At 51.6% G+C, this 20,346-nt stretch carries 18 protein-coding genes; 10 read left to right on the forward strand and 8 right to left on the reverse strand.

Translation table 11 applies throughout. The annotated features are described in order from the left end of the window. Nucleotides 1–176 precede the first annotated feature (176 nt). Nucleotides 177–1,484, reverse strand: a complete 1,308-nt coding sequence (locus CO251_RS13060) for an LCP family protein (RefSeq protein WP_103376257.1) — start codon at nt 1,482–1,484, stop codon at nt 177–179. A 205-nt stretch (nt 1,485–1,689) separates the two neighbouring features. Beyond that, the gene (locus tag CO251_RS13065; protein WP_103376258.1) at nt 1,690–2,097 is read right to left on the reverse strand and encodes a secondary thiamine-phosphate synthase enzyme YjbQ; all 408 of its coding nucleotides are present in this window, start codon (nt 2,095–2,097) and stop codon (nt 1,690–1,692) included. A 304-nt stretch (nt 2,098–2,401) separates the two neighbouring features. On the opposite strand from CO251_RS13065, the gene CO251_RS13075 reads away from it, so the two are divergent. After that, nucleotides 2,402–3,607, forward strand: coding sequence for an MFS transporter (locus tag CO251_RS13075; RefSeq protein WP_103376260.1), 1,206 nt, complete (start codon nt 2,402–2,404; stop codon nt 3,605–3,607). 105 nt (nt 3,608–3,712) lie between these two features. Here the strand turns inward: CO251_RS13075 and CO251_RS13080 are convergent, their stop codons facing one another. Beyond that, nucleotides 3,713–4,279: a plasmid pRiA4b ORF-3 family protein gene (locus CO251_RS13080; protein ID WP_103376261.1), complete on the reverse strand. Its 567-nt coding sequence runs from the start codon at nt 4,277–4,279 to the stop codon at nt 3,713–3,715. A gap of 319 nt (nt 4,280–4,598) precedes the next feature. Here CO251_RS13080 and CO251_RS13085 point away from each other — a divergent pair, with 319 nt between their 5' ends. Next, the gene (locus CO251_RS13085; RefSeq protein WP_158246349.1) at nt 4,599–5,222 is read left to right on the forward strand and encodes a histidine phosphatase family protein; all 624 of its coding nucleotides are present in this window, start codon (nt 4,599–4,601) and stop codon (nt 5,220–5,222) included. Nucleotides 5,223–5,332: 110 nt separating this feature from the next. Here the strand turns inward: CO251_RS13085 and rpiA are convergent, their stop codons facing one another. The 3 genes from rpiA to CO251_RS13100 form a co-directional block, all read right to left on the reverse strand. Next, nucleotides 5,333–6,022, reverse strand: a complete 690-nt coding sequence (gene rpiA / locus CO251_RS13090) for a ribose-5-phosphate isomerase RpiA (RefSeq protein WP_242968598.1) — start codon at nt 6,020–6,022, stop codon at nt 5,333–5,335. Nucleotides 6,023–6,182: 160 nt separating this feature from the next. Beyond that, nucleotides 6,183–7,364: a zinc-binding dehydrogenase gene (locus CO251_RS13095; RefSeq protein WP_103376264.1), complete on the reverse strand. Its 1,182-nt coding sequence runs from the start codon at nt 7,362–7,364 to the stop codon at nt 6,183–6,185. A gap of 66 nt (nt 7,365–7,430) precedes the next feature. Further along, nucleotides 7,431–7,907 carry a MarR family winged helix-turn-helix transcriptional regulator gene (locus CO251_RS13100; RefSeq protein ID WP_103376265.1) on the reverse strand — a complete coding sequence of 159 codons (477 nt, stop codon included), beginning with the start codon at nt 7,905–7,907 and terminating at the stop codon, nt 7,431–7,433. A gap of 201 nt (nt 7,908–8,108) precedes the next feature. Between CO251_RS13100 and CO251_RS13105 the strand changes: the two genes are divergently transcribed. Continuing rightward, the gene (locus CO251_RS13105) at nt 8,109–9,776 is read left to right on the forward strand and encodes an alpha-keto acid decarboxylase family protein (RefSeq protein WP_103376266.1); all 1,668 of its coding nucleotides are present in this window, start codon (nt 8,109–8,111) and stop codon (nt 9,774–9,776) included. A gap of 206 nt (nt 9,777–9,982) precedes the next feature. Beyond that, nucleotides 9,983–11,377, forward strand: a complete 1,395-nt coding sequence (locus CO251_RS13110; RefSeq protein WP_103376267.1) for an MFS transporter — start codon at nt 9,983–9,985, stop codon at nt 11,375–11,377. 184 nt (nt 11,378–11,561) lie between these two features. Here the strand turns inward: CO251_RS13110 and CO251_RS13115 are convergent, their stop codons facing one another. After that, nucleotides 11,562–12,962, reverse strand: a complete 1,401-nt coding sequence (locus CO251_RS13115; protein ID WP_103376268.1) for a dihydrolipoyl dehydrogenase — start codon at nt 12,960–12,962, stop codon at nt 11,562–11,564. Between the two features lie 296 nt (nt 12,963–13,258). On the opposite strand from CO251_RS13115, the gene fdhF reads away from it, so the two are divergent. The 4 genes from fdhF (at nt 13,259) to CO251_RS13135 (ending at nt 17,477) form a co-directional block, all read left to right on the forward strand. Continuing rightward, nucleotides 13,259–16,252, forward strand: coding sequence for a formate dehydrogenase subunit alpha (gene fdhF / locus CO251_RS13120; protein WP_103376269.1), 2,994 nt, complete (start codon nt 13,259–13,261; stop codon nt 16,250–16,252). Continuing rightward, nucleotides 16,233–16,688, forward strand: a complete 456-nt coding sequence (locus CO251_RS13125; RefSeq protein ID WP_103376270.1) for a DUF1641 domain-containing protein — start codon at nt 16,233–16,235, stop codon at nt 16,686–16,688. The genes fdhF and CO251_RS13125 overlap by 20 nt, the downstream gene beginning before the upstream one ends. A gap of 60 nt (nt 16,689–16,748) precedes the next feature. Then, nucleotides 16,749–17,036 (forward strand): hypothetical protein, encoded by a 288-nt coding sequence (locus CO251_RS13130; protein ID WP_103376271.1) that lies wholly within the window; start codon nt 16,749–16,751, stop codon nt 17,034–17,036. A 177-nt stretch (nt 17,037–17,213) separates the two neighbouring features. Then, nucleotides 17,214–17,477, forward strand: coding sequence for a hypothetical protein (locus tag CO251_RS13135; RefSeq protein WP_103376272.1), 264 nt, complete (start codon nt 17,214–17,216; stop codon nt 17,475–17,477). A gap of 11 nt (nt 17,478–17,488) precedes the next feature. On the opposite strand, the gene ppk2 is transcribed toward CO251_RS13135, so the two are convergent. Beyond that, entirely contained in the window at nt 17,489–18,298 is an 810-nt protein-coding gene (gene ppk2, locus CO251_RS13140; RefSeq protein WP_242968600.1) for a polyphosphate kinase 2, read from the reverse strand. Nucleotides 18,299–18,400: 102 nt separating this feature from the next. Here ppk2 and CO251_RS13145 point away from each other — a divergent pair, with 102 nt between their 5' ends. Together CO251_RS13145 and CO251_RS13150 are read left to right on the forward strand one after the other, a co-directional pair. Beyond that, nucleotides 18,401–19,213 carry a DMT family transporter gene (locus CO251_RS13145; RefSeq protein WP_103376273.1) on the forward strand — a complete coding sequence of 271 codons (813 nt, stop codon included), beginning with the start codon at nt 18,401–18,403 and terminating at the stop codon, nt 19,211–19,213. Between the two features lie 139 nt (nt 19,214–19,352). Continuing rightward, nucleotides 19,353–20,336: an NADPH:quinone oxidoreductase family protein gene (locus CO251_RS13150; RefSeq protein ID WP_103376274.1), complete on the forward strand. Its 984-nt coding sequence runs from the start codon at nt 19,353–19,355 to the stop codon at nt 20,334–20,336. Nucleotides 20,337–20,346 lie beyond the last annotated feature (10 nt).

Genomic DNA, 20,346 nt, shown 5'->3' on the forward strand with positions numbered 1-20,346 from the left:
CTCCCTTCGGTGTTTGTGATGTCAATTCTGGCTTATTGTACGCGCTCTGATTCGAAACGGCAAGACATTTCGCTCAACATCGTGCACCCGCCGAATAATCACATTCCCGACAAAACAAGAGCGCTCATAAACCTGCGCTCTTATGGTCAAACCATAAATCTCACCTCGCCCCACCGCTAAGACGATGAGTTAGGCTTGTAGTCTTGCCCCACCGTAATGATCATATCAAGATGGGGAACATCGTGATAAGGACTATTGTCGATCGTTGTCGATCCAGCAGGCCCCATATGACTGGCTAATTGATTGGCAAATCCTTCGTCGCCTGTGAAGTTCACAATCGTGTTGTGCACATGATTGTGACGATTGGCCCAAATGACTTCATTGACCGTATATCCTTGCTGTGTCAGCCATGATGCCATCTGCTGCGCTTGCGTGAGGGTGTCTGTTCCACTGCGCACGACAAAGTGAATACTCGCTTTCTCGGCTTTCGTCCAGGGCTGGCCCATAAGCAGCTGTTGACCTAACAACCGCTCCCATTTCGTATTATCGATCCAATAATCGAGCATGACATGCATATATGGATCCATGCGTGTAGTGGGCGTCCCAGGAATCGTTGCGAATTGCACGTCCGACAACGACACATGCCGTGCCACCAATGCCAATGCCAACAACTGATTGTCATGCAAATTCGTATACACGATATCCTTGCGCAGCTCCAACGCAATTTGGGGCAATTTCGGCAAGTTCGCGGGTTGCAAAAGCTTGTGCATAATGGCTTTAATCACTTCTTGTTGTTGAAATGAGCGTGCAATGCTCCCCATCGGCTCATGGCGAAAACGCGCAAATTCTAGGACTTGCTGCCCATCCAAATGTTGCAAGCCCTTATTTAAATTGATATCCAAGTAATTGCCGGTCCCACCGTAGTGCATGGGTTTTGGCACGTACAAGGTTAATCCGCCAATTTGGTTGATAATGTCTGCAAAGTTCCACATGGTCGTTTCCATGTAAAAATCTACAGGAATATGCATCATCTTTTCGACTTCTTGTACCGCCAGCTTAGGGCCTCCAAAATAGTTAGCCTCATTAAGCTTGGTATAACCAACATGGGGAATGTCGACCAACGAGTCGCGTGGAATGGATAACACGCTAACCTTTCCCGTCTTTGTGTCCACACTCACTAACAACATGGCATCAGTGCGGTCACGCACCTTAGGATTGGTCACGTCCTTGCCGTTAATAATGCTAAGGGCATTACCTAAAAGCAAAATGGTCACACGCTGTTGACCCAAGGCATAGCTTTTATTGAGTGAACTTACCCGCGGCGTGGTTAACGCATGGGCTGGATCTAATTTCCACCATGCGCCAGCAGCCAAAGCTCCTAAGAGCCCTAAAGTTCCTAACGGAAGCCACCAACGCCATTTGCTGCGCTTTTTTTTGCTTTTCGTTTGCTGCCTTTTCGGCAACGGTTCGTTGAAATTATGCACGACAACCTCCCGCGTGTGCCTAAGTCTCCGCCAAACGTGGACGCCTGCCGATAGCCAGACATTAAACTGCAAATCATTGTATCATAGGTGCCATACCGTTCGCCGTCATCTATTCATATAACGCTAAAATTGACGTAAGGTGACACGGTTTGGCCCTGTAAACGCGAAATATCCCTCTCTTATGCCTATGCACGGTTGGTCCCCATCATACGTGCGACACTGGCACCACTTGCACCCAACACGCCCGCTCTCGCGGTCCATCAAATTCGCAGAAGTAAATTCCCTGCCACTGGCCAAGCATGACGTGTCCTTCTTGAATGATAAGAGAAACCTGCGAACCCACGAGGCTTACGAGAATATGACTATCCGAATTGCCTTCCCCATGACGAAAATCTGGAAAGTTGTGTGGAACGCGCTGACCCAAGAATGCCAGAAAATCTTTTCCCACATCCGGATCCCAATTTTCGTTCACCATAATGCCGCCCGTGGTATGCGGGGAAAACACCACCACGATGCCGTCTTGCACGCCGCTAGCGGTCACGGCCGCTTGGACCTGGCGGGTAATATCTATCAATTCCTGGCGCTGATGAGTGGTAAGCTGAACGACTGTCAAAAAGTCCCCTCCTACGTTCGTAATTCTCGGCAAGTCCTAACTCTACTCGCCCCCGTACCCTAATCCACCTGACAGGCACCTTGAACCCTGTCGCCCGATATGGTATCAATGTAGCATAATGCAACGCGATTCCTAGGCATATCATACCTACCGAACATCAAGAAACTCCCGCCTAACTGAAAGAGTTCCTTGTCTATGGTCTTACACGCAAGCGCTGCACTGGACGCCTGTGTCTTGCCTAGCGATGGCGTAAGCATGATGAATGCCTGGGAATGAGAGCAGGCACCCCCTGAGGAGGAATGGCATGTCCCTGTCTTCGCCCAAGCTTTCTCGCGGCGCTCTATGGCTTCTTATCACATTCTCTGGCGCTCAGACCGCCAACGCCGTCGCGACAGTGTTTGTCAATTTGTTTATGCTTGTCGTCGCTCACGATTTGACAGGCTTAATTACCTTTAATATTGGATATTTTGTGGCATTAAGCGTCGTGTTTTATGCGGCATCAAAAGTATTTCATGGCCAACCCCCTTTAGTCCCTTACCGCTGGGGCCTCTTTTTAACGATGGCTTTTTATGGTCTTCTGCTTCTTTTGTCCCACCATGCTGGCCACATGATCCTGACGTTAGGCATCATTTACGGCATCGCCCAAGGATCGTACTGGTTTGGGTTTAACCTCATGACCTTCGATACCATTGATAAAGATTCCCGCATGCATTTTTTCGGCATGAGCGGTGCAATTAATAGCATTGCTGGAGTGGCCGCTCCCTTGTTTTCGGGGTTCATCATCAGCACCTTCTCAGGTCTAGGCGGTTATCTCATTGTGTTTGCCGCCGCATTGGCGCTTTACGCAGCAGCCCTTATCGTCAGCTCAGGCGTCCCTATGGGTCCGCCCATGCATCTGCAACCCGTAACGGATAGCTGGCGTGTGGTCGCAGAACGTCCCGATTGGGCCTTAATTATTAAGACGGTTGTAATACGTGGAACCCGCGAAGGCATCACCAGCATCTCTGGACTCTTTCTCATATTTTTTGCCACCCACAATGCAGCCTTGGTAGGAATTTATACCGCTGCAACTGCTTTGGCACGCATGGCGGCTTCCTTGCTCGTGACCCGCCATGTGCGAGATAGTCGACAAATGCAAGCCATGTCCTTGGGAGTCGCGGGCATTATCGGCGCGGGTTTACTGCTGTTAGCGGGATCCTCGTGGCCTTGGATTTTTGCTTATGGTGTGCTCTTTGCACTGACTTTGCCCTTTTACATGATCCCCTCCGAAACCATTCCAATGGGCGTCATGGATAACGATCCCCAAATTACCCAAAGACGTGTGAGTTACACCCTAAGCCGAGAAGTCGCTCTGAATGTGGGCAGACTGCTCACCGTGGCCATTTTGTCCATCGGTGTACACTGGATTGCAGCACCGGTGATGGTGATCATCCTGATCTTAGCGACCTCGGTCATTCAAATCTGGAATGTGTGGGCCATGGGCCGCATTATCACTCCAGAAATCGGATAAACGGCCATAACCAAAGTCCCCAAGGGCCGATAAGCCCTGGGGACTTTGGTTATTAAGCAAAACATCGTCACACGTCCACGTCATCCGTCCGCCGTAATCATCTCGTCATTTCTTGAAACGCTGCGCCATTTCTTCATTAACCTGATTGCGATCAAAAGCCCACGGGTCAAAAGTCCCACCAGCCCAATCCAACAAGTGATTGGCTTCCGGATCCTCGCTGTCATAGATGGTTTGCAAGAACTGCTCATAGCCATATGGGCCCCCGACGTCTTCAGGAGGACATGCCCCTTCGCCACCCGTACAACGCACAGTCATCTGCCGATGCTCTAAAGGCCTGACCCCTTTGACATGAATCAAATGGACCCAGTTGTCTCCAAAGTCATAGAGATAGGACATGACATCCGATGAAGCCAAGTTCAACGAGGAAAGCTTCTTCCAGCGTGCGTCAAAATGCGTGTCATCCACAACAAAATCTTCATCGGGTAAGGAGATGGTCAAAGGTCCATACTTGAATTCGAATAAATGATAGCTCTGCCAGCCCATAGCGATCTGGATCGCTTCATGAAATTTCTTAAATGTAATGGTGCTTGGCACCATCAGCCGACGCCATACCGGCCACGGCATGTCTAGCAAAGACACCTGAATATCGTATAGAAATGACCGCATTGCCATGACCCATACAGCTCCTCTGTAATCACCTCAAAAACTCTGGCACACAAAATCCCTAACTCCTATCATAGCTTCTCCCCATGGCGGCGACAAGCATGGGATTTATCTGATCAGGGCTTGAGATCACTCCAAAGCGCACGCATCAGGCGGCGATACAACGCATATCTTCTCTATGCGCAGAGACTCAGGATATGAGGCCGCTTCCCTCGACCTCGCCTATTTCTTTTAGCTAAAATCCCGTAAATATTTCCCTATACTTACCGAATACAGTATATCTTAGAAAGAGAAGATGCCCCCGGCACAGGGGAAAGGAGCTTTTAGAATGTCCTTATCCGTTTTATTTGTTAGACACGGTGAAAGTGAAGCAAATCTCAATGATATGCTGGTATCCGAGCATGCCGATCCCCCCTTAACGGACCGAGGACGCCAAGAAGCTCGCATGGTTGCCCACCAATGGATGATTCAACCCCCCACAGCCATATACGCAAGCCCGCTAAAGCGAAGCATCGACACCGCAAAAATTTGGGCCGAAGAAACCCACGCATCGCCTGTGCAAATTGATCCCCGCCTGCATGAAATTCGATTAGGCGAATTCGACGGACGCCGTATCCAGGATTTGTTAGAAAACGACCGCATCCGCTATCAACTGTGGAAAAGCGACCCCGAATCCCCGCCTCGTCATGGAGAAAAGCTTAGCGCCGTTGGGACACGAATGATGTCTTTTCTTAGTGACATGAGCACTCGGTATGAATCGGGCTTTGTCGTGGCGATCACGCACGCCGATTGCTTGAAAGCTGTAACCCTCCACATATTGCAAGCGCCATGGCAGTCCGCTCGGTTTTTGCACTTTTCCAATGTTGCGGGCGTGCATGTCACCAAAACAGGATCCCGCTTCGAATTGCTGGGCCTGCCCTGTTCACCCCCCGCGCACGATGGCTCTCTCTAATGCGTGTCTCGCGGCTCGGCGTGAGCTCCATCCCTCAACTCATCACCAACACTGACGTCATCAAGATCGTAGCGTCATTCACGCTTTCAATATCCCGATACGGCCATGATTCACCCCGCATCGGGATAATGCAATGCCGCCTGCTGCCCGTCACTAGCAACGACAACATAGGCCATATTAATGAACAACCCGGTTTCTACTACCCCCGGCAATGCCTTGAGGTATCCATGTACACTGGCGGGATCGGAAATTTCTCCAAAATCACAATCCAGAATATAATTGTGGTTGTCGGTTACAAACGGTTGATCCTCGTGCATACGCAATGTACTGCGACAACCCGCAGCCTCAACCCGTTTTTTGGTCAATTGCCAGGCAAATGGCACGACCTCTACAGGCAATGGAAACTTTCCGAGATAGCGGACCAGCTTCGTGTCGTCCACAATGACAATAAAGCGGGACGCTGCCGATGCCACAAGCTTTTCCCGCAATAAAGCCCCGCCACCACCTTTCGTTAAAGCAAAATCTCGAGACACCTCATCAGCCCCATCAATGGCCACATCCAGTTGCGCCACGCGAGAAAAATCGACAATGGGAATCTGGGCCGCTTGGGCGAGCGCTTCAGTTCTTTCAGAAGTTCCTACCGCTTGAATTTTCAAGCCCTCGCGAACCCTCTCTCCCAGCCGTTGAATCGCCCAATACGCCGTCGAACCCGTACCGAGACCGACCATCATACCATCTTCGACAAACTCCACGGCCCGTTCGGCGGCCATTTTTTTAGCCATAGCTATTCTATCCAGCACAACCCCTCCCCATTGTCCGTTATATCGGAATATATTGAAGATATTATCATAACCCTATTCGTGTAACACCCTTTGAAGCCCAAAACACATCAAATTCAGGCAAAACGTTTATTCCAAGGCCTAAGCGGTGGGCCATAAAGGACGGGCGCACCGCTTAGCGCTATTCTCCAAAATCATTCAAACACACCTTGATTGCACCGGATCGCTTATTCCATAGTGCTTGAAAAGCCTCACGGTATTCACGCACGGGATAGATATGCGTCACAAAGTCCTCTACCGGATGCTCCGTTTTATCCAATAGCGCTAACGCTTCGCTAAACAGATCACGCTCTTGGCTCCCATAGCCAAAAGTGCCAAAGACACTCACATCGCGAGACCATAACGGCGTTAAATCAAGATGAACCTCCCCTGTTCCCCCAATTAATAGCATTTGCCCGCCAGGTGCTGTGATTCCTAGCGCGTCTTGCACCGAGGAACGACTGCCAGCCGCATCAATCACCAAGTCAAATCCCGAAGGCCGCCACACCGGCGCGTTCCACATGCGTGGCGCCGGAGAACCGGCAATAGCTGTGATCGCCTCATCCTCCAAACTCTGTACCACCTTAGCCCCTAGACGCTGAGCCCACTGCACTTGTTGCGGATAACGAGCCACACTGAAGACCTCTAACGCATACGGTCCTTCCGCTAGCGCTAATAGCGTGAGAAGACCCACGGTTCCCGCTCCAATCACCAACACAGAACGCACTCGCGTCCAATCCACGTGAGACAACCCGTGTAACACAATCGTAAGCGGTTCCGTCAATACCGCCCGCGATGGCGGCATCAGCGGCGGAATCGCAAGAATTTGAGATTTGGGCACCCACATCACTTCACCAAATCCTCCGGGATAATCTTGGTGAAAGCCCATCAACAGGCCCAAATCATGGCGTCCACGGTAGTGACACCAATTCGGCTGGTGATTAGCGCATGCAGGACATGGCTCGGGGGATCCTAGAGCCAAGCAGGAGAGAGAGGGGTTGACAGTCACCAACGTATCTTTCACCCAGTCCCCATCATCCACAGCCACTCGCGCCACTACTTCATGACCTAACACGGCCGGAAAATGCGTCAGAGGCGCCAAGTACGGAGAACTGCTTCCTAACAGAAGCGAAACATCTGAGCCACATATCCCAGATAAGACGGGGTTAACCTTTATCCATTGACTGTTGCGTGCAACAGCAGGCTCGGTCACAGGTTCCCAGTGTAAAGACGAAACCGCACCCATTTTGGCCGTGCGGGGAAGAAATTTCTGCCGCGCCACGCGCGGTAGTGATAAATGATAGCGTAACCCTTGATAGCTCATAGGTTCACCCGACCTCGGCTCATCGTCTGACCCTCTCCCATCACAATCTTGCAAACGTCAAAAATATCATTCATCCGTGTTACGGCGTAAGTCTTCAACAAAATGAAATGCCGGCCGCTTCTCCGAAAGAGCCGCCATAATGTGAACCCATGCCTCCTCGGCCCCTTCTCCCGCCGTCTGGAAAATCTGATCGAGAAATTGGCGCTGCCCACCGCTTAATTCTTGTTCAAGAGCTTGTCCCGCATCGGTCAACGTCAATAGCCGACTGCGCTTGTCATGAATCGCGGGCGTATAGCGAATCAGCCCGAGCTCAACGAGTTGCTTTAAGGGGCGATGCAACGCTTGCTTGCTCACTTCCAATACGGTGAGCAGTTGCTGGATCGTGAGGCCAGGAAAGTGGCCCACAAAAAACAAGATCCGGTGATGCACCCGCTGGAGATGATAATTCGAAAGAATCTGATCAGGTTTATCCGTAAAAGTCCGGTAGGCCAAATAAAAGAGCACTAAGATTTGATTTAATTCGGCCTTGCGATGCTCATCCAACGGGTTATCCTCCAATCTGCCATTCAATGGCTGCGTTGCTTGCGATCTGGGAATCACATCCTGACCCGTTCATGATAGCACAGCGCCACTCGCGTCTAGAAAAATCCTGCCGAGAATTTAGGTCAATTATATTGACTTAATAAATGACGATCTCTAAGATAAAGGTCAATGACATTGACTTTTTAGAAGGAGCGACTTACCATGACAACACCTTACACCGTTGGCCGTTATCTCCTTGACCGCTTAGCCGAACTCGGCATTGATCGCCTCTTTGGAGTGCCCGGCGATTACAATCTGAACTTTCTTAGCCAAGTCATGGAAGACCCCGTGATTGAGTGGGTGGGGAACCGCAATGAACTCAATGCCGCCTATGCCGCCGATGGTTACGCCCGCATCAAAGGTATCGGAGCCCTTATCACCACATTTGGTGTGGGGGAACTCAGCGCCATCAATGGCGTCGCCGGATCGTATGCAGAACGAGTGCCGGTAGTGGCCATTACCGGAACACCTGCTACATCGGTGATGGCCGAAGGCCTTTTAGTTCATCATTCGTTAGGCGATGGTGAGTTTCAACATTTCCTGCACGCGTATCAAGAGGTCACCGCGGCGCAAACCGTGTTACAACCGGACACCGCGATGGATGAAATTGATCGCGTCTTGCGAATTTGTTGGTATGAGAAACGCCCGGTATACATTGCCCTCCCGTCGGACGTCAGTGGCAAACCCGCAACACCGCCTCAAGCGCCGTTACTTCATTCCTCTGGGCCGTTGGCACCTCGTGATAATGCTGGCCCCCTGGTGCTCGAACAGATTCTTCACCGTCTCGCATCAGCAAAGCGTCCCTTCGTCCTAGCCGATTTTGAAGTTGACCGGTATCATGCACAAAATCTTGTTCGGACGTTCATCGAACGCACTGGGCTGCCTATTGCCACATTAAGCATGGGCAAGGGCATTATTGATGAAACGCATCCTCAATTTGTTGGGGTGTATCATGGAGCACTGAGCAGCAATGAACTTCAAGAACAGATCACCGGTTCGGACTGTTTGTTACTCATTGGCGTGCAACTAATCGACACCATCACCGGAAGCTTTACCGATAACATCGACTTAAGCACCGTGATTGACATTCACCCTCACCACACCCTCATTGAGGGGATGCGCTACGAAGGAATCGATATGTTGTGGCTGCTAGATGCCCTGACCCGGCACGCGTCCCAACACCCTATGGCGCATAAACCCAATCCAACCACGGTCCCCCCTATATTGCCCGCCGACATGGAAGGCCCCATTACTCAAGAGCACTTTTGGTCCCGATTTCAACAGTTTTTAGCCCCCCATGATGTGCTCATTGCAGACCAAGGCACGGCTTACTTTGGTGCGACTTCTCTCGTCCTGCCCCCTGGTACCCGCTTCATTGGTCAACCTCTTTGGGGATCGATCGGGTTTACCTTACCCGCTCTACTTGGGACGCAACTTGCTGATCCTAAGCGTCGCAATATCCTACTCATTGGAGACGGGTCCTTTCAACTGACGTTACAAGAGCTTTCCACGATTATCCGTTGGCGTCTGCACCCGATCATCATCCTGATCAACAACGATGGCTACACGGTTGAACGCGCCATACACGGCCCCGAAGAAGCCTATAACGACATTCCCATGTGGAGTTATCACGACATCCCTCGTGTCTTTGGCGACAGTACAGCTCTCACACGCCAAGTTGCCACGGTGCGCGACCTCGATGAGGCCTTGGCTGCTGTGGACCTAGCGCGTGACCGTCTCGTCTTTTTAGAAGTCATGATGAACCGCATGGACGCGCCCGATATCTTGCGCCGTTTAGGTCGTGCTATGGCCGCGCAAAACCGCTATTAACCCCCGTCCCAAAAAGCCCCCGCAGCGTCGGCGCGGGGGCTTTATTTCCGGATGTTAACACTGAGCCGCCTCCATTGCGTCTTTAATAATGTCTTCATAACAGACCTTTAACCGCATCATCGCACAACAATAACCTGCCCTCTTTACACTGTGGCTAGACGGTGTAAAACCGTGACAACCCACTTTATCTTTGGCAGGAGGTTTTTATGAGCGGTTCCAAAAGTATGTTTGCCCCGTTGGATCAGGCCAAGTTCAGTTGGTTTCATGGCAAGTCCATTTTTACGACTGGTATGGGGGTTTTTACCGATGGTTACGATCTATCCTCCATTGGTATCGTCCTGACCTTAGCTCTCGCTTCCTTTGGTGTCAAAAGTCTCACAGGTCTTGAGTCCTCCATGCTCGCTGGGTCGGCCCTTGTCGGAGCCGCCATTGGCGCTATCGTATTCGGGTTTTTGGCCAATAAAGGCCGCAAGGCGTTTTATGGGTTAGATGTTTTGATTATGGCCATAGCCGCCTTAGCCCAAGCGTTCGTCACCAATATTCCCGAACTCATTATTGTGCGGCTGATTTTAGGCATCGGCGTAGGAGCAGACTACGTGTTATCCCCTCTCATCATGGGCGAGCACGCTAATGCGGCCGATCGGGGGAAGAGCATTGCGTTAGGGTTCGGCATTACCTGGGGCCTTGGCGCCACATTTGCGGCCGTTCTCTATCTGGCCCTCCAAGCCTTGCATGTTCCGCCCAACCTCATCTGGCGCATTGTCTTGGCCGCCGGCTCGGTTCCCGCAGCCTCTGTGATTTATTTGCGCCGGAAAATGCCTGAAACTGCCCGCTTTTTGGCTCGCATCGCAGGGGATAGTGATGGCGTCGAAAAGGTAGTGGCACAAGTCGCCGGTACTCACGAAGCATGGCAACCGCAAGGACCTGTACGTGATACACATACCTTATCGTACTATTTCGCCCATCAATGGAAACGCTTTGTCGCGGCAGCGACTCTCTGGTTTTTGTTTGATATTGTAGCTTATTCGGGAATCTTGTTTGGGCCCTCCCTGATTGCCAAAGGCATCGGTCTTTCGCCTGGGACCTTTCAATTAGTGATGGAGTTTGCCTTTGTCGTGCCGGGCGGGATTCTCGCGTTGTTGCTCATCGACCGCTGGGGACGCAAACCCCTACAGGTCTTGGGATTTATTGGCATGGCACTCTCGCTCATGGCCTTTAGTCTCTACCGTACGGAAGCCGCCGCCATCCCTCTCATCGGTCTGATGCTCTATGGCTTGGAAAATTTCATTCAACAAGCCGGGCCCGGTTCGGTTTCAGCCTCAGGCATTTTAGGCGTGGAACTGGCGCCGACGAAAGTCCGCAGTTTGGTCCAAGGGCTTACGGTGGCATCTGGACGACTCGGCGCGTCTTTAACCGCCTTTGTGTTCCCAGCCATTTTCAAAGCACTCGGTGAATCGTTTGCCATTGGATTCTTAGCCTCTATTGCCGCACTGGCCGCAATCATTACCATGGTGGCCATTCCCGAAACCAAGAAGCAGTCACTAGAGGTCAATGCCCAAGAGCACATGACGGATTCTCTTGACCTCGAACCGATTGCCTAATGCCTTCTAGTCTCCTGTTGAAGGCCACAAACCTTGTATCAAGAAAAAACCGCCTGATTGCTAAGGTCTTCTTGGACGAAGACTCTTGCATCAGGCGGTTTTTAGGATGGCCAAAGCCTTGGTCCTGAAGAAATGCCGGCGCGATATTCTACCCAAGACCCGCACGGCTTCTCCGCCACCCTCTTTAGATAGAGCGCGCCAAGCGGTCAAGAATTTCAAATTGCGTCGGATGTGGAAACGTCATATGGCCTAATTCTGCGGGGGTTAGCCCTAGGCGCACAGCCATATGAGCAGCGGCTGACAAGGCCGCGGCATCAACCCCAACGCCATGAATGCCGACAATTCTCCCCGTGGAACGACTCACCACGAACTTCATGAAGCCATCCAGTTCGCCGGCAATCTGGGCCCAAGCCTCTGTGCCCATTGCCCGCGTATACTCCTCGACGGCCATCCCACGCTGGGCAGCTTGCGTGCGGGTCAAGCCCACCGCCAACCCTTCGGGACGAGAAAATACGGTTGTAGGCATTTCATGCGGGTTAAAGCTGTCGTGCATATCCTCTCCTAACATAATATCTTGAGCAACGATTTCACTCATCCGCACGGCTGAATGAAATAACATCGACAACCCGTTAACGTCCCCCGAAGCATAGAGGTGTGGGACATTAGTCCGCATGCGCTCGTCTACCGTAATCCCATGCCGATCATAATAGACACCCGTTTTTTCAAGGTGTAGCGACGAGGGGATGCTTGGCACACGTCCTACGGCGGCCATCACGCGACTCGTTCGGAACTGGATAGGCTGCGCATCTTGGACCTTGTGGCCTGAAACCACATATTGTCCGTTGTTTTCGGCAATGGCTTCGACCATTACCCCCGTTACAATCTTTACCCGCTGACCGACGTGTCCCCTAATCGCCTGCACCAAATCCTCGTCCATGCCTTGCAAAATTGTCGGCGCCATTTCGATAATGGTGACGTTTACCCCTAAGTCCGCCAACATTGACGCGCTTTCCACGCCGATATATCCTCCACCCAAGATCACCATATCCGACGGCAACGTGGGTTGAGTATCGTTCCACGCAAATAAGTCATGATGGTTCCACGTCAAGTCAAATCCCGGAATCGATAATCGTTGGGCCTCGGACCCGGTAGCAATAATAATATCTGTAGCAGAGGCCACAAATTGATCGTGGTGGTCCCAATCGTCGACTTGCACTTGATAAGAGTCCGTAAACGAGGCTTGCCCGCGAATGACCGTGAGGTTAGGCGTCTTCGCAATCTCTTGGGTATGCTGCTGGTATCGTCTGGTTTGTACGCCGTCTTTGTAGGCACGAATCTTGGCCCAATCCGCCTGCACCCTTTGAGCGTCTAAGCCGAAGAATCCGGCGCGGGCCACTTGATTCCATAGAACTGTCGCCTCACGCACTGATTTCGAGGGCACGCAACCCTCATAGAGGCAATTACCACCCAAATTTCCCTTTTCATCGACCATCAATACCTGTCGGCCACTTTGGGCTAATCTTAACGCAGCGGGATACCCTCCTCCGCCGGCTCCAATGACAATCAGATCATAGTGCGATTGCATCACGTTACCCCCAGTTCTTCCTCGCGAATGCGAGCGTTGCCTTATAATAACGCGACAAAATGGTGTGAATACAGGACAATATGGTCCTTCCTCGCAAGACCATGGTTCCTGTTATGGTGCGCATCTGGTCCTATTCCCATCAGTCTTTTGGACAATGCATCCGGAATATTGACCCTAAAATCACCTTGGTGCAATGTTCCAGAATAAAACCGCTGACGACACGCACAATGACAAGGATTGGATAAGCGGGGTAAACGTCCCGTGACATCTACGAAAATCCTTAGGAGGTGCATCCGTTGAGTCAGAATGTCTGGGAAATTATCATCGATGGCCAAACCATCACCGGCCACCGGGGCGACACCATTCTCGATGTGATGCTGAAAAACAATCAAGATATCCCTCACATATGCTATCATCCGAGTCTTGGGCCCATTCAAACCTGTGATACCTGCATTGTCGAAACAGAAGGTGGACTCGTGCGTGCTTGTGCGACCAAAATCGCCCCCAACATGACGGTCAATACCCACAGTGCGCCCGCGCAGGAAGCGCAAGCCGAAGCCATGAACCGCATTTTGCACAATCATCAACTCTACTGCACGGTGTGTGACAACAACAACGGGAATTGTGTGGTCCACAACACGACTAAACAGGTCGGTTTAGTCCATCAGAAGTACCCTTTTGAGCGAAAACCCTATGAAAAGATTGACGCCACTAACCCCTTTTACCGCTACGATGTCGACCAATGCATTCTCTGTGGACGCTGTGTAGAAGCTTGTCAAGACCTCGAAGTCAATGAGACGCTCTCGATTGATTGGAGTCTGGAGCGTCCTCGGGTGATCTGGGATGACGGTGTGCCCATTGGGGAATCCTCGTGTGTCTCGTGCGGTCACTGCGTGACCGTTTGCCCCTGTAACGCCTTAATGGAAAAAACTATGCTGGGCGAAGCCGGCTATCTCACCAATATTCCGCAAGAAACACTCGAGCCCATGATTGAGTGGGTGGAAGATGTGGAACCAAGTTTACCTCCGGTTTTTACTTTATCCGATATTGAATCGGCCATGCGAAAGAGTCGCATTAAACGAACCAAGACCGTCTGCACTTATTGCGGGGTTGGCTGCTCTTTTGACATTTGGACCAAGGGCCGCCAAGTCCTGAAGGTTGAGCCAAGCCCAGAAGCTCCGACTAATGGCATTTCCACCTGTATTAAAGGGAAGTTTGGCTGGGACTTTGTGAATAGTCCGCAGCGCCTCACACAGCCCCTCATTAGACGGGGGGATGCATTCTACGAAGCAACGTGGGAAGAAGCGTATCGCCTGATTGCCGAGCGCATGCTGCAAATCAAAAAGCAGCACGGGCCCGATAGTTTTATGTTTATTGCGTCGTCCAAAGCCACGAATGAAGAGGCCTACCTCTTACAAAAACTCGCCCGCCACGCAATCGGTACGAATAACGTCGATAATGACTCCACCTACTGCCAAGATCCCGCCACGTACGGACTTCGGCAAACCGTCGGGTTCGGCGGCGATAGTGGATCTGTGTCCGATATTGCCCAAGCCGATATGGTGATGATTGTGGGTTCGAATACCGCCGAATCGCATCCGGTTGTGGCCACACGAGTCAAGCGCGCCCATAAGCTTCATGGCCAAAAGTTGGTCGTGGTCGACATTCGCCGCCATGAAATGGCGGAGCGCGCCGACATTTTTGTTCAACCCAACCCCGGTACCGATGGCGTATGGATTCTTGGTATTTCTAAGTATCTCATCGACCAAGATTGGATTGATCACGACTTTTTAGCCCAGTGGGTCACCGGATTCGAGGACTACAAAGAATTTCTTGCTCCGTATTCTCTCGAGCACACCCGTACCATCACAGGGGTGCCTGAACAGACCACGATGCAAGTTGCGTCCATGATTCATGAAGCCCATTCTCTGTCCATTTTGTGGGCGATGGGCGTAACTCAGCATCGTGACGGCTCCGAAACTTCTTTGGCCATCGCTAATTTGCTTCTCTTGACGGGAAACTTTGCCCGCCCCGGCACCGGCGCTTACCCGCTGCGGGGCCATAACAACGTACAAGGCGCTTCCGATTTTGGTGCCAAGCCGCATTACTTGCCCGGTTACCAAGACCCAGCCGACCCGGAAGTACGAGAACGATTCAAAGCCGCGTGGGGCAAAGAATTACCCAAAACCCGCGGTATCAACAACCAAGAATTAGCAGGTGCCATATTACAAGGCCGCATCAAAATGGTCTATATCGTAGGGGAAGATACCGGGCTAGTGGATGCTAATGCCGAAGAAGCCCGACAGGCTTTTGAACAACTGGAGTTTATGGTGGTGCAAGAAATCTTTTTGACAAAAACTGCCCAATATGCGGATGTGATTTTACCCGCATCTCCGTCCCTAGAAAAAGACGGCACGTTCGTCAATACCGAACGACGCATTCAACGGATCTATCAAGCCATGGAGCCTTTAGCCAACTCCCGACCCGATTGGATTATTTTACAAGACATGGCGTCCCACTTGGGTGCCCAGTGGCCGACGTATACCCATCCTGAAGAGATCATGGCTGAAGCAGCACGGCTGACCCCCCTATTTGCCGGCGTCACGTACGAACGCCTAGAGGGCTACCGGAGTTTGCAGTGGCCGGTCTTGGAAGATGGCACCGACTCGCCGCTTTTGTATACCCAGTCCTTTCATCAACCTGATGGCAAAGCCCATTTGGTCGCCTTAACCATGTCCGGCATGAGCCAAGTAGACGCCAAGTATGACCTCCATATCAACAACGGTCAATTGTTGGAGCACTTTCACGAAGGCAACATGACCTATCAGTCTGCTGGGATCCGCCACGTCGTTCCTGGGATGTTTGTCGAAGTGTCGCCTGAGCTAGCCCATGAGCGGAATCTACAAGATGGCACGATGGTACGTCTGGTATCCCCTACGGGATCCTTAACCGCCCCGGTGCTCATTACTAACCGTGTCAGCGGCAAAGCATTGTATGTGCCGATGAACTCGCTAGGTGAGGGGGCAGTCAATAACATCACCGGAACCGGTATCGATACGCGGACCAGTACGCCCGCGTATAAAGAAACGCGCGCTTATATGGAAGTCGTTGACCCGCAAGGATTAGGCCGGAGCCCATTGCCGCGGCGTAATTGGCGATTTAAGCATCGCCATCCTCAGCGCGGGGTTAACGTCGCAGCCAAATGGGCACGCCGAGACTATATCCCCCTAGTGACCGCCCAAAAACATCTTGGAACGGAGGAAACGCTCAATGGCACAGCCCACAATTAATGTCATCACAACGAAAGCGCCTGACAACCACGCACCCGTGTCATACGATCTCGAGCGTTTTGTCCATGCGCTCAAGTCTGCCGGGGTCTTAGACTTTGTCACGGGTCTCTTGGAGCAGCGCGATTCCATACTGCATCTGGTGATTAACGAAATTAATCAACCCGGCGTCAAAATGGCGGTAAACAATATGGAACAGTTGGCCGCTTTTATCGGCACGATTCCCCAAGAAACATGGCACGTTGTCCTCATGGCCGCTGCGAATGGAATAAAGAGTATGAACGACCCAAAAGCTAGCACGCAGAATGAAGGCATGGGAATTTTTCAACTGTTGGGCGCATTGAAAAATCCGGAAACCGCCCGTGCCGTGCGAGTCATTTTAGGATTTCTGGAAGGCTTTGGTCGCGCATGGAGCTCGTCATCGAAAACAACACCGTAATCCCCTGGCGCCTATGCTACACTATCCGCAGGAACATTCTAGCAATAAGGGGGCACAGGTATGAGCTTTTTCAAATCCCTGAAGAACATGGCTGAAGGCCAGCAAGCCACTAATATGCCTGATCATCTTTGCAATAGTTGCAATGTCGCCATGCAGTATCACGGTCCGCATGCGCTGCGTACGGGCGGCATGAACCGAGGATGGGGTGTCGCCGCTGATTTGCTCCTGGGCGCACGTGATGAAACCCTATTTGATCAAATGACAGAGAAAAATGTCATTGTGCACGTCTTTGTCTGCCCGGAATGCGGCCGCATCGAAATGGTCAATGATCCGCGGCGCGGATTTTAATCGGAACGCACAAGGAGCGGGGATTCTCCCGCTCCCCTTAGTACCAAAAGCCCCCACACGGATCCGCCAGGCGGGAGCCATCATTTTTCCCCTTCACAGAAAAAGATCGTCTATCCTGCGAAGTTTAGGATATAATACTATCACATGGTCATAAATTCGATGGCAGGAGGAAAAGTCATGACCCCTCAACAAGTTGAACGCCGTAAGAGGCAGTTGATTGCAGAATACTCAGCCATTCATGCTATCCACCCCGGATCGCTTACGACCCCTGATCCCACACTGGTATATCATCGCCAATTAGTCGCTTTTCACGTGGGTCTGTTTCACGGCTTAGTGTCATTGGCTAAGACAGACGATGATTTTCGTCAAGTCGAAGAAGAGCTCAACACCATCAAAGGTCTCTTGCCCTATTACGATACTCGCCCTGCTGTCAGCGTGTAACAAACTACGTCTTAGGGCGCTATGCGCCCGTCCGTTAACGCCTCAGAATCGAATGGGAAGACAATTAGGGGATCGGGATTCAAAAGAGCCAAATCTTTGCCCTCGTAAGGGGTCGCGTGTAAGAAATGCTGGATGACTGCTAAACGCGACCGCCTTTTATCGTCGGCTTTCACAACAAACCACGGCGCATCAGGATGGCTCGTCCGCGCAAACATGTGGTTACGGGCTTCGCTATACGCATCCCAATGCTTAAGGGCCTGCTCATCCATCGGACTTAATTTCCAGCGTTTTAAGGGATCTTTTTTTCGTTCCTCCAACCGTGCCTTTTGTTCCTCTTTATTAATATCTAAGTAATACTTGAAGATTTTCATGCCGGACTGATGGAGCATTTGCTCAAAAAACGGTACCGTCGTCATAAACTCTTCATATTGCGTAGCCGTGCAAAATCCCATCACCTTTTCTACCCCGGCGCGGTTATACCAACTGCGATTAAACAGGGCAAGCTCTCCACCAGCCGGCAAGTGGGACACATACCGCTGAAAGTACCATTCCGTACTCTCTTTATCTGTTGGCTTATCCAGTGCGACCACATGCGTTTGCCTAGGATTCATATGCTTGGCAAAGCGCCGAATGGTCCCGTCCTTGCCTGCCGCGTCCCGCCCTTCAAAGATGACTAAAATCTTGCGCTGATGAGCCACCACGTCCACTTGTAGCTTAAGAAGCTCGATTTGCAACGCTTTCAACGTCTGCGCATACGTATCGGGTTCCATGTGCTCCTTATCTTTATTCGAACCTTTGGCTTTATTATGATGTTTTCCCACACTGTCGCCCCCTTCTTATTGCCACACTAACACGAATCTCTCCCGAAATCCATGCAGCCTCGCGGTCTAGGGGGTATGTGATATATTAGATAGGGGGGTTTGATGAACTTACTAGCGGCAGGTCTCGTGAGTGCGTCGTCGTTTTTGCATTTGGGTTGGAATACTGCCGTCCGATCAACCGAGGGCAGCTTGCGGTTTGTGTGGATCCTGGTCCTCTCTGGAGGCCTGTTTGCTGCTTTAATCACAATAGCTTTAGGGATTCCTTGGCATTTACAAACCGTTTGGCCGTGGGTTCTCGCCACGATTACCATCCATAGCCTATATTTTTCCTCTCTCGCCCAAAGCTATCGGCAAGGCGCGTTGCAAGACGTCTATCCCGCTGCGCGGGGCACGGGCATCGTCTTGAGTATTCCCCTAGCATGGGGGCTGTTTAGACAAGTACCCGGGCTTTGGCCTCTTGTGGGTGTCTTGCTCATTGCGGTGGCAGTCATCGTGCCCGCATTTAAAACCCGCTCCACGCTCCGCACACTAGGCTGGGTTTTGAGTGTGGCGCTTTTTATTGCACTTTACTCTGCAGTTGATAGCCATAGTGTCCATCTCATTTCGCCTTGGCCTTACATCGCTTGCCAATATCTCGGAACCGCCCTCCTATTAACTCCCTGGGCTCTAAAGACAGCCCCTTTAGCCTCACCCAAAACAGCCATACTGTCTGGAATTGTGAGCGTCGTCTCCTATCTTCTCATTTTATATGCCTATCAGTTGGCCCTCGTTGGCCCCGTTCTGGCGTTGCGGCAAATATCGATTGCCTTCGCCCCCGTGATGGGTTGGGCCATTTTAAAAGAACCGTGGCAGCCCCATCGTCTGGCAAGTACCTTCCTTATTTTGATAGGCGTCGCGTTGATTGTCCTTCACTAAATCAACATAGCCTTTTGGGACTGGTGAAGGCGCTACACATGTGCGATGATAAAGAGCAAGTGAGAAGAAGTCCCGGCATTTCACAAAAATTAATGAGAATACCAGGATTCCTACAAAATTTAAGGTAGGAGGGGTACATATGAAGGCCGTCGTCGTCACCGCCTTCGGTGGTCCAGAAGTACTCCGGGTCGTCGATGTCGCCCGACCCGACATGAACTCGCATCAAGTGCTCATCAAGGTTCACGCAACCAGTGTCAACTTTGCCGATATTAAAGCCCGCTATGGCCAATATCATAACGCGGGGACCCCCCCGTTCATACCAGGCTTAGATGCTGCAGGCACTATCGAAGCCGTAGGGTCGGAGGTGACCCGATTTCGACCGGGTCAACGGGTCATCGCCTTCCCTGCAAATGGTTCCTATGCGGAATATATCGTCGTCGACGAAACCCTAACATTTGCGCTTCCCCCTGAAGTTGACTGGGATACAGCTGCAGCCTGTCCTTTAGTAAGCTTTACCTCATATGCTTTGCTCCATGACGTTGCACGTCTAAAGGCTGGTGAAGTGGTGTTTGTCCACGCGGCCGCAGGCGGCATCGGCACGGTGGCAACGCAATTGGCCAAAATTCTAGGAGCGGGCATGGTCATTGGCGCCGTCAGCCGCCAAGAAAAAATTGCAGCAAGTTACGCGGCTGGCGCTGACCACGTGATTTGCTACCCCACCGAGCCTTTTGCCGAACGTGTGAATACTCTTACAGACGGCCATGGCGCCGATGTTATCCTCGACTCCGTCGCCGGCCCTATCACGCAACAAAGCCTGTCCTGTTTAGCGCCCTATGGCCGTCTTGTGGTTTTTGGCAATGCTAGCGGGGAGCCCGGCATTGTGCAGACCACCGATTTACACGCGAGCTGCCGTTCGGTGCTAGGCTATAGCCTAGGCACCACGCGTAAAAACCATCCCCATCTATTACAGGTCATAGCCTCGCAAGTTCTGCCCTTGATTGCCAAAGGCCGCCTCAACGTCCCGATTGGCATGACAGTGCCCCTTGCCGATGCCGCTATAGCTCAGCAGTGGGTCGAGAACCGACAAAGCACCGGCAAGGCCATCTTAAAAGTCGTTTCCTAACCCGTTCGAG

It is taken from the genome of Sulfobacillus sp. hq2 (genome assembly GCF_002903155.1).
GTDB lineage: Bacteria > Bacillota > Sulfobacillia > Sulfobacillales > Sulfobacillaceae > Sulfobacillus > Sulfobacillus thermotolerans.